Genomic DNA, 17,113 nt, shown 5'->3' with positions numbered 1-17,113 from the left:
GAATCATTAATTAAGCATTGGTGGGGATCTTTCAACTCAATCAAAGCACCATGAAAAGATATTCGATTCATAGATTTTTGATGGTTGTTTCGCCCTTTATTCTATTTTTTTTATATTCAAGTCAAACCTTTGCCCAAAAAGCGTTGACGATAAAACAGGAAAGAAAGCTCAATAGTTTTCTGAGAAGTCTGGGTGATTCCGAGACTGTCAACATGCGAAACTATATTGAACTTGTGATTGAGAAAAAACTGATCGACAGTATAAACAGGCTGGCTTTTAAAACCGCTGCTTTACAAGAAGCCCTGGCGATAATTAGTAGTAATCAACGAGACTCCATTAACTCTCTTAATACTAAAATCAGCGTCCTCACGAAGACTTTAAACAATACAGAGGCTATTCTACGCAATAATTCTATAACTATCGACCAGTTGTACAAGGATATCGCTGAAAAGGATCAAGCTATGCGAGGCCAGGAATTTAAAATGACTTTGCTTAAAGACAGCTTGGGTGAAACTTTGCATACGGTATCATTGCTACAGGCGCTAAGCCTAAAGCCGGAAAAAAATGGCATAGACTCAAATGCATGGTTGAAACTGCAGGAAGCACGTATGGACAGCCTGAAAAATACTTTACTTGAAGACTTCAACCATCGGACTGCAAGAGATTCAATGGAGTTGCGTGATGTCACGACCCAATATGAGAGCCGGGAAACCGTCTTAATAAGAGATTCCCTAAAATCAAGAAATAATACGCTGTTGGCTGTAACGGCTGCGACATTACTCGCTGTAATCGGTGCGGCCATTATAATTTCGAAACGGATAAAGGAACGTAAAATTATTGCCAATGCGAAATTTGAAAAATGTAGAATAATAAATGTAAAAGACAATGTGCTTCTCGCAGACGTGTTAGTCGATGAGAAGGAAAAGGTTATTCAACTGAGAAAATTTGAAACAGAACCTATCCGGCAGGCCATTGGAGATGTTTCTATAGCTGCAAATACTGTATTTGAAATTGCTACAATTACCTTGAAAGGAAAGAAGATAGCATTGTATAGAAAAGGTAAGCCTGCCGACGCATCAACGTTTGAGCAGATTTATGAAGATAAAATCAGGAAGCTTGGAAAATGATACCATCCATAGTAGCCCGGAAGCAACGGTTAAAATACGTTTCAGGAATGTAGGGCAGGGCGATACCATATTCCTTGAATCGTTTCATGATGGTGTTTTATACCTTGCGATCATCGATTGTAAGATTGATGAATATGCCGAAAACGCTGCGATTACCTATTTAAGATATTTGGAGTATAAAAAAATAAAATTTAAAATTACTATTGTCGTACTCTCACACCCACACAGAGATCATTACGATGGAGCTATTCAACTTTTTCAGTTTCTTAAGGACCATGAAATACATATTGGTACGTATGCTCATACATATACCTGTGATTACCGTTTTCCGCTGTTGCCAGCCTATTCCAAAACGACCATTGCAAGGATTAATATGGCGATAGATGAATATTGTAAAGCAGGCCTTTGTGACGATCCAGACGGTGTCGACATAGGTAATGGTTACCCTTTGCCACTACATAGCCAGTTCGAGATACGCTGCTACTCCCCGTCTTTGCACGAAAAAAAACTTTATCGCACAAATACACAGGCCAGGCTTGATCAGGATAACGAACCTTATTCAGCTGATGCCAATCTGCTCTCAACTATTATTGCGATTAAAAGTAAAAATCGATATTCACTGCTAACGTCGGATGCGACAATGGATACATTCAACCGGTTGATGCAAAATCCAGTTGTTAACCTGCAATCATCGGAGTTGTTGGGCATACAAGTACCTCACCATGGATCTAGGAATAATTTTAACCTTGAATTTTGGAAAGCTCTGAAAAAATGCGGCAATTGCGTAGCTGTAATTTCTGTCGGGAAAAATAAGTATGGTCATCCTTCTCCTTGTGTTACGAAGCAATTGCAGGATCTTGATTTTAAAGTATGCGAAACAAATAACTATCCAAGCGAAGAGGTGAGGAGAGCCAATTTAAAATATGACGAAAACTCCGATTTAATCGATGCTGGGGAAAATGATTTAATAATAGAAGTTCCCTTGGTAGTCTAAATGCAAACACATCTTAACAAGAGAGCCTAAACTCCAAAATAAAGTTCACCATTCATTAGTACCACTAACCATTTAGGTTGTTATTATAGTGTATTGTTATATGAAGGCCAATAACAGGCCTTTTGTTTAAAGAAAAACCATCCAATAACCTTGTAACATTAATCAAAGAATGAAACCATTAACCAGCCAACACGTAATAACCCTGTTTGCTATAGTATCACTGATTGCTTTCGAAGGTTGTAAAAAAGACAAAGATCTCCCTGCGGTCACAGACATGAACCAGCTGTATGCCAATGCAATTGCTGATGCCATGATTACCGAAAACATAGAAAGGATCGACACATTGTGGCCTGTTTCGAATACCAACAACAAGTTGCAATGGAAAACGGTAAATGGCAAACAATATGTTTTGATGGCTACTTTTATGCGTTTCCCCTCCAGCTATCCGGAAGGCGATTCTATCACCACCACCTGGGGAGACGCCTGGTTGTTCATTCCCCAGCAAATGAAAATGCGTATCGGCGGCAGTTTTAAAGCAGGCTCAGATACTTTGTTACGCATCTGTCAGTTACTAGGTCTGCCACCCGTAAACAGCCATACCAATACGCATATTGCTGAAATATGGGTTCCGACTGATAGTTTACAGCGCCCGGCCGGCAATCCGGATATTCGTGCTACATCAGCCAATGAGGTGTTGATCAGCAATGCCGCCCCGTCCTACGCGAGCTGGTTCAATAACTATATAATATATGCCTATTATCATACACTTGCTGGTGCCACCGATTTCCACTATCCATGGACCAGGTTAGGGTATACCTTCGACTGGGCGCCTGGTAGCCATGAAGTAGGGTTAAGCGAATATGTATTGCGGGCCAAAACCGGTTGCTGGGTAAACAAAACACGATCCGCCAGCAATTATTTCAAGGAGTAAAGCAATTATCTGTTTGCCCGGGTAACTCCGGACGCCGATAAACAATAAAACCCGCAGCGCCACTGCGGGTTTTATTGTTTATCGGGTTGACTGGAGCCAATTTCCCATAAATATTTGAAAGATTTGACGGAAATTCAAAGACTCGTGCCATTGTAAGGCAACCGATCGTCTTTAAATTAAAGCGTTAACTTGTCAATAAATGATGAGATATAAGTTTTTAACCATTGTAGCATTCTTACTTTGCAATTTTGCAAAAGCCCAGCATTCATCTTCTGCTGCTACGGTAAAATCAAAAATAGATTCTGTCAGGAAATTTGTACATACCGGGCCTTCAAGTGATATATTGCCGGCAGAGTTTAATGCTCCTGCACTGAAAAACGAGTATTATTGCGATTCTACCAATTATAACGGCCATGTTTTGGTATTTACATTTAGGGATAATCATACATTGATTTATGAAATCTTCTATAAGCCATATGACTGGGCAAGAATTAATTTTCGTATTGGCAGCTACCGTTTATCCGGTGATACCATTTATATGACCTATAAGCAATTGCTTAAAGGAAAGCCTGACCAGATTTATGTATCTCCAATACAACTGGTATCATGGATACCACCAGCCCCGCCAAAATATCTTTTGCTGAGTAAAGGCAGGTTATTTGATCCCCTTAACAAAAGATCCTTTAATATGCTAACTGATAAACTGCAATTTGATTTGACAAGTGACAAGTAAATTGAGCAATATGAATCTCGAAGAAGCAAAAGAAAAAGTAAAACAGGCTATTAAAGAAAAGAAAATCTACACCAGCGAATATGAAATTGACGAGAACAGAATAATTGAGACGGACATCGCCTGGTACATCCCTTTTAAAGATATTCATCCCCTAAGTATGGAAAATGTACTTGTGGGTGCCTATTATGGCTTTATTGTGGGAAAAGTGCATGGCGATTTACATCAACCCGGAAGTGCATTCAGTATAGAAAAATGGTTAACGGGCTACGAACTTGGACTGCATAATGGGCCGCATGATCTGATAATTACCAGGATCAATGATAAGTTGGCTACAAAGAAATACCTCAAAGGACTTAGGCTGACATATTATAAACCGGAATTAGAAAACGGTGTCACATGGAGAATTCCCCAAACCTTTACAGATGAAATGATTGATAAAAGAATTGCAAATCTCCCTTGCCGATTTATGAATCAACGGTTTGTTTTTTATATTGATGATTTTAAAGAAATTAATGCATCAAAAATATTCGAATACGAATTGATAAAGAATGTAGACGCAAAATCGAACGAAATTGGTGAAAGAATTGAATAGCCCTCTTGCTTTGTAAATAATTCATAACTATCTCTATAAGTATTAAAATAAATTATTTATTGATGCTGTCTATGTTTTGTCTACACCTGTTTTTATGATTTTAGGGAGGTAATAGATTGTTTTGCAAGCAACAATTACCCTAATACCCAAAAAATCATCAATGAACAACCCGTTTACTCTTTACCCTTGCGAAACAAGGCAAAAAATGTCGGACGCAGTCAAGCTAAGATACCTTGCCTATAAAAATGCAGGCGCTATCGATGAAAATGCAGAGGCAGAATTTAAAGACAAATACGACCTGCAGCCGAATACGAAAACTTGTATCGTTTACGAGGGAAATACGCCGGTAGCATCTGCAAGGGCATGCATTTACGGCAAAGAACACAATTATCTCCCGACACCGGCTTTTGAAGTTTACCGGGAAGATATTGAAAGAGAACTAGGGCTGGATAAAATGATCATTGAATCTAATAGATTAGTGATACATCCCGAAAAAGTTGACTCCAAATATTTATTTAAGCTTCCGTTTAGGTTCATTATACTCAATGTAATAAAATTCAGCAGTGACTATATTATAACAGCGGTTCGTCCTAAGCATGTACCTGTATACCAGCGTTTTCTTGGCCTGGAGCCAATTTCAGCGCTCAGGAAATACCCTGGCATCAATGTGGAAATGGTCCTGATGGCAGGAGTGTGTAGTGACCTTCTTCCTGTAGCTATGAGTAAAGAAGAGATTTTCAGGTTCACAGACGAGGAAATTGATAATTACGTATTCACATCCAATTCGATGTTAATGAATGTAGCCTGTTAAACAAAGTTGCCCAAGCTGATGTTTCCGTCGGCAGGCTCGGGATACCGACTGAAAATAAGAGGGTATCTCAAAAGTAATTGAGGTGCCATCTTGGCTTTTTTCGGGGTATACACAATTCCCCGGATGTTACTCAAGTGTTGGTCTATGCTTATATCAACAATATTTACAACAGCCTGAAAAAACAGTCAATATTTCCAGATTTTCTCAAAAACTCCCACAAACTACGGCCAATAATAATTGGCACAAATAAAAATGAAAAAATGGTACCTCTTCAACTTTTAGACTCCCGATTTTAGCTCAGGATACATTCGTTTTGTGCTATGGTTTATCTTCGGCGCCCTTTTTTACGCCATTTTTTGATTTTTTTGTCTCTAATGCAATTCTTTCTAAGTTTTGCATGGTGTAAATCATAGAAGCATTCTTCTGGCTGTATGTTTTTGCTCAACGCTACTCTTACTGTAATATCCTCTTGTTCTCCTTCAGGTATCTCGAATATATAGGCAAATAAGCCCCACTTATCGATTTCTGTTTGTTTCACAATGCTTTCCTCTGGCATATATTGTGCGAATTCGTAGGCTATTATCTTTTCTTCTTCTGTCATTTGCTCTTTAATATTCTTATTGTTGGATTCAATATAGTCATCATACCAGGCGTGAATTTCTTTTTCCATGGTTCCATCTGCCATGCATAATCCGCAAACATTAGTAGCGAAAATATGACAATCTTTCCTGTAGCAACGAATGTGATGTATAGTGTCTGGATGAGGATGTCTCCATCTTTGATGACGACCGGCTGATATCCCAAGGAAAACTGGTTGTTTAGGGTGCAGAATTCTTTGCCAAAGGTCAATACTTGTTGAATTTTTTGAGCCGTGATGGCTAACCTTTACAAACCTGGATTTGCAATCTCCTTGCTCCTCTCGAAATGGATATTCTGCGTTTTCAAATTTGCTCAGGCAAGATTCCCAAATATCAATATGTGTATCTCCCCCAAAGAGCAGGTTGTTTTGACCGAATTTTATGCGTAGTATATGTGATATAAGGTTCGTGTCTATATGTTCGTCATTTCTTTGTACACCGATAATGTCCTTGATAACATTGAGATTCATGTTGTTGATATAATCCTTAATATGATCTTTTAAAGGGCCCATATTATATGCCTTAACGTTAGGATGTGAGCAAGGCATTCTTAAGGACCTGATTTCGGCCAGATATTCGGCTTTCCGATCTTGTAAGTTGACATATTGCTTATTCTGAAATTCTCCTTTTTCCCATTTTTGTACATAAGTAAAAAAACTGGTTAGATGCGTTTTGTAAGTTTCTGCATCAGTATTGACGGCATCCTGCTCTTCAAGAGACGACGTTTTGATAATCTCTTCAATTTTGTCTTTTAGAAATAATTTCAATTGTGCTTCGTTTTCGGCTGCTCCAAGCCAAAAATCTTTTATAAATACTCCTTCATCATAAAACCAACGAATAGTTTCTTCGACTCCTTTGATGTGATCGCTGTCTGTATGCGAGATGCAGAAAAAAGAAATGACAATTTTATCAAACTCATTTTTGGGTAAAGTTGCTTTTAGATCTTTGAAGTAACTTAATATGGGAGGTTCTGGTATAGCGCTATTTGTTGAATAATGAAAATCGATGATTCCATATTCTCCAGATGGGAACCTAAGCATGATATGATCCCCTTGTCCTACATTGAAAAGGAATACCTGCAGCTTCTCGCCGAAGCGATGTACATTTATAGAAGTGAGCCTTTTTATTTTTGGCATATTTATTTAGGTTCGATGTGTGAAGCGCTTCCTCCACCTACAGGTGCAAAAACAGTATATTCAAATCGTGAGTTTTTAACCATGCCTAAGCTTGCTAATAACTCGGATTTGAATGGCTGTTTATGTATTTTCTTTCCCGGAGCTAGACTTTCAAACTTGACGTAGGCTGTATGTCCTTCAATACTGTCAACTCTTGCACTGTAAATATTGATAATCTTTGGGAAGTCAGCTATATGAAAATAGTTCATTAATTTATATATATCCTCTATTTGTTTTACAGATTCATTATTAGCGGATAGCTGTTTGAATATAGTTTTTTGACTGTCGAACTGAACAGCTGGGCAAAGTTTTTTAAGTCTGTTAATTGCTTCATGAACGTCTATCTGTTTAGTCAGATATTGGTTACTTATGTACTGTGCCAAAATTAGGTCAGTGGTAATGCGTTCGATAGATGATTTGTTTTCCAGCACACCATGGTGTTGAATTTCATCATTGATTACATTGTTTCTTGTGATATCAATGTTTTCTTGATAAATATGAAGCTGTTCTACATGAAAATTATTGTCCTGTGTAAAGCGGGCATAGTACTCCTGTAAAGGATTGTCTGCGATAAGGTTTTTGTTATATGCTAATTGATCTGAATCCCAGATTTGTAAATCTTCGTCTATTCCAACTTGCCAAATAAATTGTCCAACTTTCCATAATGTGGAACCTTGATTATATGGAGTAAGTAGTCGCTTGGCAAAAAAGATTTTAATTTCAATAGGTAAGTGTGTATCTGGTTTATGTAATGGCCTTATTTTTAATGTTTGTTGGAAAAGACTATCAATATATGAAGGCCAATAGTCATACAAGTGTTTGGTGCCAGGTTGCTTTTTAAGCACATTTATGTTTGGTGAGATATTCCTTTTGTCTACTTTGTCTTGTAAATCTTTTGCACTTGAACTAAATAGCTCAATATTAATGCCAGGAGAGATTTCGTTAACATATTCAGCTACTTCAATGCCATCTATTCTTACTTTAGTTCCTAACACAATTGGAGTAGCATAATTCTCTCCAACCCACTCATCTAAATTGTAATCCACCAACGCTCGATAAATGTTGTTATTGCTGGAAATCATTTGTTGGCATTCTACTATAGAAGATGGTAATAAAAGGTTGGAAAATTGTTTCTGTGTAATTGCTGTTTTAGCTAGGTGTCTATGTATCGCATTGTCCTCTATGTATAAAAGGAATTGGTCTTTGGTGATCATAATTCATATAGATTTGTTGTGTATCGGTAATATAATTGTGAATATTGTACGTTTAGGTTTGGAGGTATATCTTATATGCCCTCCATGTTGTAGAATCCTGATCCTGCTTATAGCAAGTCCTAGCCCCGAACCTTCTTCTCTTTTGGATGAAACAAAAGGAAACATTATTTCATCATATATGTCTTTGGGAATACCCCTCCCGTCATCAATAATGTCAATTTGAATATCTTTTTCATCCAGATGATATATTTTGACCTGTAAGGTTCCTCTTGGTTTCATTGCTTCGTACGAATTATTGAGTAAGTTGTAAAACACTTGAGCCAATTCTTTTCCATCACATTCAATTTCTGTTGCTATATTATATTCAAGCTCTATTTTGATAAACTTATCCGAAAAACGTTGCTCCATTACTTCTAACTGCTCATTCATAATTCTACGAATGTCATGAGAGTTTATCTTTAATGATGTGTCTGGACGATATAGTTCATGAATGCGCTCAAAATGTATTCGCAATTGGTTTATTGCAGTGTCTAATGTGTGCATGTGTGTACGCATTTCCTTTCGATCGACATTTCTCTGTAAGAGGTCGAATGTTGCATCAACGGCTGTAAAAGATTTGGAAGCATTGTGCAGCATACCTCTTGTTAAAATGCTTTCTTGTACACCCGCAGCAAGCATATAGTTACGGACAAAGTATTGTCTTTCTTTTTCTGCTATATAACCACTTTCGATTGCGTCTGCTGCCAGTGATGCAAATGTTTGTATGACTTTTTTTGCTTCTTCGTTGAATGTGACCTGTTTTCTGAAATTGATAAACATTACACCTACAACTTTTGTCTTGTCGTTTATTTTGTTCATTAATTGAATAGCAGCCATTGATTTTATGTCCTCCCGGTGCCAGAAATCTTCTTTGAAATGCGTTCGCTCATACCTTCTTTTGTAGGTATTCATGAATACGACATATTCAGATTCAGTATTGAAATATTTAGTTCCTTCTTTGACTATAAGCTCTGCCAAATCAACATGCCCTGCTCTCTTTTTGAAGAGTTCGAGAATTATAGGGTCTTTAAAGTCGTCGTAGTTTGAATAAGTTACGTCTTTAAAATAAACATCTGTTGCGTTTTCGCTTTTGAATAATATTACCGGATCTGAATTCAATACTTCCATCGCTTTATCACTAATAATTTGTAGAGTACTTTGTAAATCTTTTTTAGTAAAAGAGGCTGAAATAGCACGAAACCCGGATACGAGTTGCTGCATTTGGATTGTCATTAAACCTTTGGTCGCTATCAGTCGTAAGAATTGGATATCTTCAAGAAATAGCCTTCTTGCTACGTTTTTAAAGTAGATATTGATAAATCCATATTGCTGCATGTTGGCAACCAAAGGAACGTGAATAAAGCTCTTAAGGTGATTTCTCTTTCCAAACTCATGAAAGTTGTTGTTTTTGTCAGTTGGATTAGCCGTATCTAATTCTGTAAATTCATATTCGCTTATTTCTGGAAATTCGTCTATAATAATTGTTTTTTTACCATAATAACGACATCCTTGCTCCAGCTCTTTTGTTGCATATTTTTGAACATATTCTTTATTCGAGTGGGGTTGGTAAACTCTAAGCCATATACTTACATAGGGAGTAAAAAAATAATCACTAATAGAATAAATTATCGGCAGCATATTTTCTTCTGGCTCTGTAAGTGCGATGTTAGGTTTTACAGATTCTGCTACAGCTGCGTGAAATTTCTTTTCATTATAAAGCTTGAAAATCGGTTCTCTAATTTTATCGATAACAATTTCTATATCTTCATTGAAAAAAATATCTTTCTTACTAAAAATATAGATATTCCCAACTGTAGCGCCATCTGCGAAAATTGGTATCTTTCTATATGTTGGAGTTTTTTGTAACATGCTTATGTTATGTGCAATTCTATCGCAAATGTGACTAGCCGATTGTGCTATCGTCTGTTCATTTTCTTCTCTGTCTCTGATTACTTCTTGAAATACTTTTTTTAACCTTGCAATTTGGTGGTCATTGATATTGAAATGAAAAAATAGCTTTTCGTAATCTTGGATAATGTTGTTATACGGAAGAATAGATATTAATCCATAATCCGCATGTATGTAAGTGCAGATTCCCTCAATTAGATAAGTAAGATATTTTTTATAATCATCCTCACTAGAGGTATCGCATTTTGTTATAATTTCTTGAATATCCTTGCCTATCTCTTCTTCTACACTTCTTCTATACGATTGAGCACAGTTGTCTATATATATATTTAATTGACCTATATTGTTGAATTGTTTGTTTTTGCTACTTTCTTCTCCTGGGCGCCAATTACCTATTTCAATCAATGCTGTTACTCTGTCGTCTTGAAACTGTGGGCCGTCTGCTTCTTTTTTAATAGTGGTTGGTAGTTTGAGGACAGGGATAAAAAAGCGGTCTAAATTAAGGTGTTTGTGTGTGATGTATATATTTCTGTTGAGAGGAGATTCAGGGGATTCTATGTCTATTTTTTTGCCGTTCATAAAGTCCGCATAGAAATGGTGTACTTTTTTGTCTCGAACAGTTTGCGCCATAATATCATGGTGATTCAAAGCAATTCCATCACTCAATACCCAATCGTTTATTTTTAAAAAATTCAAATTGGTTTTTCCTGATTTATATTCGATTCTTTGGTCTAAATAATTTACATAGGAAAACATTGCGTAGTCAAATTTGAAAACATTCGACGACGTAAAATGCTTAAGAATCACTTTGATGATATCTTGGGTTGTTTTTTGTGCTGATACTTCATTGATCAGGAATTGTAACTCATCTGTATCCTGATTGTTTTTTCTAAGCGCCATATTTTCTCTACGCTGTTTAAGCGTAGCGTCATTAGCTATGTTATTATAATATTTGAACAAAGCATAAAGAATAGCTAATTTCACAATTGTTGATGTTCCAAATCCAAGTAACAGAATAGATTTCTCATTGAAATCAAAAAGGCGTTTGAGTGGTAATAAGAATTGTAATAGAGCCCAAATTGCAAAACTGACAGCTAAATATTTGTTTGACCAGGGTCTTTTTATTTCTGCTCCTGGAATTGCAAGGAGCTTCAACATACAATAGCTTGCTAACAAATATCCCAAGAAGTTAAAGACAGAATAATCAAAGGTATGGTTTAGGCCTATGAACGAACTTCTCCCCCAATTTCTGGATAAAACGATTCCTGTAATAATGATAAGTATAATTAGAAGAGATGCTCTTATAGAAGCAATCTTTCTGGAATCATATTGAAATAGGGTATTGTCAGGAGTCCTCGTGATATACATAATGTATGACAGGATAAGAAAGAAGGTCGTTGTTATGTCAAAAATGGTAACGAGTATGGCTGTATCTTGCAGGTTAATTGGAAAGAGTTTTAAGAAAACATTGACCCTGAACGATAGATATAGCAAATTAAAGAACAGGCCAAGACCAATGTAGCGTAATGGATTAACAATAAACATCCATAAATGATCTCTTATAATATTGTCATTTCTTATTTCACCAATATTGGTGGCCGCCTTTGTGTTAAAACAATATATTATAATCAATAAAACCAGAGGCAATTGCATCCCTTGTAATAGATGAATATAATTATCCATAGTAAATGGCCTTTTGGCAAAAGTTGACGATGAGTGGATCTATGAATGTCTTTCTCAGGGTGAGGTATCTGGTGTAGATTGTTACAAGGTATTTAAGTAGAAGGGCATAGGCTTAAGGGTTGGTTTATTGAAAAGTAACATTTTTAGTAATCTGTTAATACGGGAAAAACACCCTTTTTGATATAGAGAAACATGTAACCCTGATTGGATAGTATATTGCTAACGTTAAGGGCGATTTATTAAATTCTTATAACTGAAGTTATTTTGGGAAAGAGATAGAAAAAAAGCAGCCTCTTACGAAACTGCTTTTTCAAAGTCGGGACGACTAGATTCGAACTAGCGACCCCTTGCACCCCATGCAAGTGCGCTACCGGGCTGCGCTACGTCCCGAAACCTTTACAAATTTATGAACTACCGGCTTCAACAGCAAGTAGTTACAAACGGGGGTGCAAATGTAAACCAAAAATTCTTATTTCCAGAGATCAAGTGGATTTTGTTGAAAAATTATTGACCCTCAACGGCTTTTAGAAGGAACAAAATGCACAATGCCCATGGCTGTACTATTTTGCCAATAACCGGTATTGCCTGTTGAAGCCTGGATAGGCGCCTCCGGCTTCGGACTATCAGCCTCCGGTTGCGGATTGACAACTTGCAGCTTCACACTTCCACCTTCAGATAGTTGACACTCAACTTCCGGTTTTCTTCCTTCAGCCTCGGATAACTGGCTTGCTACTTCCGGCTTTATGTTTTCAACCTCCGGCATCACCACTTCATCCACCCACACCACTTTCATTCCCGAATCACTCATGATCCGCACAGGACCTTCATTACGCATATGCGGCACAATGCCCATCACCAATATACACGACACATCAGGCGAGGGGAGGGGAATGGTCAGGTTCACAGCCTCCAGCGCCGAATCGTATTGAGTCAGCGGACCTAACGCGTCTCTTTTAGTAACATCCCCGGTCGTCGGATCACGGGAAATAGCTACCATACGAAGTTGATAACCCGTCCGCGGCATCGAGTCTTTCGCCAACGGATGCTTCTCCAGCATCACCCGGATGTGCAGTTCATTTTGCTCCCTCGTTGCAGAAAAATCGTAAGTTCCGGCGATCACATCATGCATCGGATGCGTTAAATTACATTCAAGATCTTTGAACTTTTGCAGGCTCAGCGGCTCGCCGGCTTTTAACCCGGCAAACAGCAATTTCACCATGCGGCTCCACAGCATGCCGTCATGTGATTCCAGCCGCAAAGCCTGGAAAATCAGGCTGCCGAAGTCATTACAGGCATGAAGACGTTGATTGTTTTCTGCGAAATTGGCAGTCCACACAAAGGGAGTTTTGGAGTTCTTTCTGGCGCGGACGTGTTTTTTGTACGCTTTGCTGTTGACAAAGACAAGGTCTCCAATAGTTCCCTGGAACTTGAAGATGGGGGAAATGGATTTTCCCATAAGGCATTAGTTTTAATTGCTTTACAATAGGTTTTGGAATAATTGGGGCATTAACGCCCCATATAAATATACAAAAAAATGATTATTTCGAGTAGCTTTACACAGCTGGATTAACTTCAAAAAGCTACCCTTATCCGGACCTTTTCCGGAGGTTATCCGGACCTTATCCGGACTTTACCCGGACCCAGCTCCTCAACCCCTCAATATCTCCTCCGATTCTGCCCCGCACCTCCCCCCATCCCCAGTCATCCCCGTTTCCCATTCCAGTCATCCCTGATTCCCTTGTTCGCCATCTGCTAAAAGTCATCTTGTCATCCCGTCACTTACCCATTTTCTTTCCAACATAGTTATCGTCCCCTCAGCCCCATAAAAAAGGCGGCCCTTGTTGACCGCCCACTTACTCATTTTTCAATGTCATGACTATACTTTCCCTTGGTAACCTGACTGCCCCAGGCAAACGTTGAAACCCGGAACTTGTAAACTCATCGGCACCTTATCAACTTTTCAACCTGTTAACCTTTCAACTTTCCGCCAACTTCCCCACCAACCCCTCCAATTCCCGCTGCTGCCTTTTATAATAATTGTGCTCCCATCCGCTGAAATAATAAGCCCCACAAAAAAAAAGTAGCACTACCACGGCCAGCCAAACTGGCTTATCCCCCTGCCATATCCCCAGCACAGTGAGCGCTCCGATAGGAATAACATTCAGCCGCATCAGCTGCGACAGCCGCACCTGGTAAGTAGCCGTCGCCAGCGCATGTAGCAATTCCTGTTGCAGAGAGCGGTCATACACAGGCTGTGACCTCAGCCGCCGGAGGCGGTGCCACAGCGCGTACCCGGCCGTTAAGAACATCCAGCCTGCCATCAGATACAGAAAGATATTATTACTCGAACGCTGATAACTCACTGCCGAAACAAAAATACCAGCGCCGATATTCACTACCACCAGCAGCAGTTCCGATACATTGGCAATATGCAAAGCCTTATGCTTTTTAGCCGTGATACGATGGTGCAGCGCTTTTTCATTGATCACATATACAGCCTCCTGATTACCCGCCAGCCATATTTTTTGCAAATCTTCAAATTCCATAAACAGACGATTTTTTAGATTGAACGATCAGGTACTTTTTGATCCGGTTGATCTTCACACCGATATTGGATTCCGTGATGCCGAGGATCGCGCTCATCTCTTTATAACTCATCCCTTCCAGCAACAACAACGTGAGCGATCGGTCTACTTCATTGAGCCTGGCAATTTCCTCGTACAGCCAGGCAAGACGCTCTTCTATGGGCGGACCGGTAGACTGCAACACTGGCAACGTGTCGTCCGGGAAATCCGCAGCATGCCGGTGCTTACGTTCCCGCTTCGACCATTTGATAGCCGTATTGAAAGCAATGCGATAAAGCCAGGTAGACACGGCAGACTCCCCCCTGAACGAAGGCACAGAATGCCACACCTGGATAGCGATCTCCTGAAACAAGTCATCCTGGTCCATGGAGTTGAAAGCATACATACGCACCACTTTAAAGAAGAGCGCCTTATGCTGATGAAGCCACTGGTCGAAAATAGATTGTTGATCGGGAACAGTCACAAACACGATTGTTTATACCATTAGTACCGGCAAAAGAACAGATTCTTACAGGCCGCAAAAGATTTTTATTACCAGCAGTGCATTAGCAAATCACACTATGTATAAGAAGACGAAGACCCGGATCGAAGGATATCATACAGCAGTTCAAGCTCATTCAAGACATCGGTTTCCAATTGGTTTTCCCCAAGAAGGATTTGCTCGATGCTGCCGGCAAAAAATGCCTGGACGTTCTTCCCTTCAAGCCATTCAATCAGCTTCGTCGCCTGCTCATCAGTCCCAAACGGACTATACATCTTTGTTCTGTTGTGTTGAACAAAACCATGAAAATAGAGGTCTTTAAAATGCAATACTGCATTTACAGAGTCATTCTTTTCCCAAATGGCTAAAAGCGGATCGATATCGAACCCGGCATTCCAAAACATAACAAGGATAGCATCGATCCTTTCCATAAAAGCAATAGGATAAACACTAAGGCATTTCTTAAAAAACGCTATTGAAAAATCCCTGAGCAGTTGAAGCTCATCAGCCGTCCATTCCTGCTTGTCGAATGGAGCAAGCCGGGAAAAAGAAAGCTCTGTTGAGTGAGAAGGAAATTGAAAGTCGGCAATAAGCTCGAAGTACCTCGGTAGAAAATGCTTTACCTCCTCGATGCGTGTTTTGGCTGGCTTGGCTTCATCGTTGTATTCCATCAACAACGAATGCGGAATATGCCTTACGGCCATGATGGCCAGCCGCTCTTCATCAGCCGGGTCCATGCAGCAATCTGTACACACGTCGAGCGGACGGATAGCCGGGTAATACTTAAAAATACGATAAGCCTGCTCGATCGTTTCCTGCAACATGAAGAGATTTTAATCTAAAAATCCCATTATTCTTTCAAACAACCAACAGCGACCGCTATCTTTAGATTTTTCAACCGGGACATCGAAGAAGCCCTATGACCACGACAAGCACCAACAAACAACATTTCGCCATCCTCGATGGCATGAGAGGCATTGCCGCCCTGGGCGTAGTAATATTCCACTTCATGGAATGCGCCATTCCCGACTACAGCAAAAACTTTATCGGGCATGGGTTCCTCGCCGTCGATTTCTTTTTCTGTCTCTCAGGCTTTGTCATTGGCTATGCCTACGACAACCGCATCGGCCAAATGAGCGCTGCGCAGTTCTTCAAACTGAGGCTTATCAGATTGCATCCGTTGGTGATATTCGGTTCTGTATTGGGCATACTGAGCTTCTGGCTCGATCCCTTTGCTGCTAACACCGTCGTATACACAGCAGGTAAATTGTTGTTCCTGTTCCTTTGCTCCCTTTTACTGATCCCCATGCCTGTGATGGAAGACAGGTATTTCAACCAGTTTGGATTCAACGCACCCGCCTGGTCACTCTTCTGGGAATACATCGCCAATATATTCTATGCCTTTGTACTCCACAAAGTAGGCAAGCGATTATTGATCATATTGGTGGCGATAGCCGCCGTTGGCATCGGCCTGGTAGCCTACCGTGCCACCAACCTCATGGGCGGGTGGGGGAAAGACAACACCTGGGATGGCGGCGTGCGCGTAGCCTATTCCTTCCTGGCCGGACTGTTGGTATATCGCTTCAACTGGATCATCAAAAACAAACTGGGCTTTATCGGCTTGTCAATCCTGTTAGCAGCTGCATTACTCATGCCCTTCTTCAAATACAACTGGCTGGTAGAAACGCTGGTCGTACTATTCTATTTCCCCTTACTGGTATCCCTCGGCGCTGGCTCCACACTGTCACCACGACTGAAAAAAGCCTGCGACTTCTCCGGCAACATGTCCTATCCATTATACATGACCCATTACGCTGGCATCTGGATCTTCGCCAACTATTACAACACCTACAAACCCGGTAATGGAAAATTAGCCCTCGTCATCATCGGCGGCACCACCATCATGATCCTCGTCGCCTGGACAGTCATGAAATGGTACGACACCCCGGTAAGAAAATACTTAACCAACAAATTCGTGCGGCGATAGGGGATACTTCAAGCCAGTGTACAATAATTTACAACGTTTACATTTTAATTTACAATCCCGACCCTTCAAGCAGAGAGGATCAAAGTAGTTTTGCTGAATCAATGTTGATGCGATATGAAAAATGAAAAAAATAGCTACAATCCAGCGGTTCGGGAAACGCCGGCAAAAAATCCAACACTGAAATACAGTTTAATAGTACTTCTGCTTATGGCGGC

Annotated in this window: 14 protein-coding genes and 1 tRNA gene; 7 read left to right on the top strand and 8 right to left on the bottom strand. The window is 39.7% G+C overall.

From position 1 onward, the window contains the following. Positions 1 to 50 precede the first annotated feature (50 nt). The 6 genes from AC5JBY_RS30745 to AC5JBY_RS30720 all read left to right on the top strand — a co-directional run bounded on the left by AC5JBY_RS30745 (position 51) and on the right by AC5JBY_RS30720 (position 5,188). Positions 51 to 1,127: a hypothetical protein gene (locus AC5JBY_RS30745; RefSeq protein WP_495908533.1), complete on the top strand. Its 1,077-nt coding sequence runs from the start codon at positions 51 to 53 to the stop codon at positions 1,125 to 1,127. Then, the gene (locus AC5JBY_RS30740; protein WP_495908532.1) at positions 1,117 to 2,121 is read left to right on the top strand and encodes a ComEC/Rec2 family competence protein; all 1,005 of its coding nucleotides are present in this window, start codon (positions 1,117 to 1,119) and stop codon (positions 2,119 to 2,121) included. Before AC5JBY_RS30745 ends, AC5JBY_RS30740 begins: the two co-directional genes overlap by 11 nt. Positions 2,122 to 2,290: 169 nt before the next feature. Continuing rightward, positions 2,291 to 3,052: a hypothetical protein gene (locus AC5JBY_RS30735; protein ID WP_495908531.1), complete on the top strand. Its 762-nt coding sequence runs from the start codon at positions 2,291 to 2,293 to the stop codon at positions 3,050 to 3,052. Between the two features lie 199 nt (positions 3,053 to 3,251). Beyond that, on the top strand, positions 3,252 to 3,785 hold the full coding sequence (locus AC5JBY_RS30730; protein ID WP_495908530.1) for a hypothetical protein: 534 nt from the start codon (positions 3,252 to 3,254) through the stop codon (positions 3,783 to 3,785). A 10-nt stretch (positions 3,786 to 3,795) separates the two neighbouring features. Continuing rightward, complete coding sequence (locus AC5JBY_RS30725) at positions 3,796 to 4,377, top strand: hypothetical protein (protein WP_495908529.1); 582 nt, start codon at positions 3,796 to 3,798, stop codon at positions 4,375 to 4,377. Between the two features lie 205 nt (positions 4,378 to 4,582). Continuing rightward, positions 4,583 to 5,188 carry an N-acyl amino acid synthase FeeM domain-containing protein gene (locus AC5JBY_RS30720; RefSeq protein WP_495908528.1) on the top strand — a complete coding sequence of 202 codons (606 nt, stop codon included), beginning with the start codon at positions 4,583 to 4,585 and terminating at the stop codon, positions 5,186 to 5,188. 325 nt (positions 5,189 to 5,513) lie between these two features. Here the strand turns inward: AC5JBY_RS30720 and AC5JBY_RS30715 are convergent, their stop codons facing one another. From AC5JBY_RS30715 to AC5JBY_RS30680, 8 genes are all read right to left on the bottom strand, one after another. Next, complete coding sequence (locus tag AC5JBY_RS30715; protein ID WP_495908527.1) at positions 5,514 to 6,962, bottom strand: ComEC/Rec2 family competence protein; 1,449 nt, start codon at positions 6,960 to 6,962, stop codon at positions 5,514 to 5,516. Positions 6,963 to 6,964: 2 nt separating this feature from the next. Next, complete coding sequence (locus tag AC5JBY_RS30710; RefSeq protein WP_495908526.1) at positions 6,965 to 8,215, bottom strand: hypothetical protein; 1,251 nt, start codon at positions 8,213 to 8,215, stop codon at positions 6,965 to 6,967. A gap of 3 nt (positions 8,216 to 8,218) precedes the next feature. Next, on the bottom strand, positions 8,219 to 11,320 hold the full coding sequence (locus tag AC5JBY_RS30705; protein WP_495908525.1) for an ATP-binding protein: 3,102 nt from the start codon (positions 11,318 to 11,320) through the stop codon (positions 8,219 to 8,221). Positions 11,321 to 12,161: 841 nt separating this feature from the next. Next, positions 12,162 to 12,235, bottom strand: a tRNA-Pro gene (locus tag AC5JBY_RS30700). A 124-nt stretch (positions 12,236 to 12,359) separates the two neighbouring features. After that, positions 12,360 to 13,301, bottom strand: coding sequence for a hypothetical protein (locus tag AC5JBY_RS30695; RefSeq protein WP_495908524.1), 942 nt, complete (start codon positions 13,299 to 13,301; stop codon positions 12,360 to 12,362). Between the two features lie 520 nt (positions 13,302 to 13,821). Then, entirely contained in the window at positions 13,822 to 14,391 is a 570-nt protein-coding gene (locus AC5JBY_RS30690) for a hypothetical protein (protein ID WP_495908523.1), read from the bottom strand. Then, positions 14,381 to 14,893, bottom strand: a complete 513-nt coding sequence (locus AC5JBY_RS30685; protein WP_495908522.1) for an RNA polymerase sigma factor — start codon at positions 14,891 to 14,893, stop codon at positions 14,381 to 14,383. Before AC5JBY_RS30685 ends, AC5JBY_RS30690 begins: the two co-directional genes overlap by 11 nt. 95 nt (positions 14,894 to 14,988) lie before the next feature. Continuing rightward, entirely contained in the window at positions 14,989 to 15,735 is a 747-nt protein-coding gene (locus AC5JBY_RS30680) for a hypothetical protein (protein WP_495908521.1), read from the bottom strand. 95 nt (positions 15,736 to 15,830) lie between these two features. Here AC5JBY_RS30680 and AC5JBY_RS30675 point away from each other — a divergent pair, with 95 nt between their 5' ends. Then, positions 15,831 to 16,898 (top strand): acyltransferase family protein, encoded by a 1,068-nt coding sequence (locus tag AC5JBY_RS30675; protein ID WP_495908520.1) that lies wholly within the window; start codon positions 15,831 to 15,833, stop codon positions 16,896 to 16,898. The last annotated feature ends 215 nt before the right edge of the window (positions 16,899 to 17,113 follow it).

It is taken from the genome of Paraflavitalea sp. (genome assembly GCF_059502485.1).
Note: the sequence above shows the minus strand (reverse complement) of the source record. Positions and strands in the feature narration are given on the sequence as shown.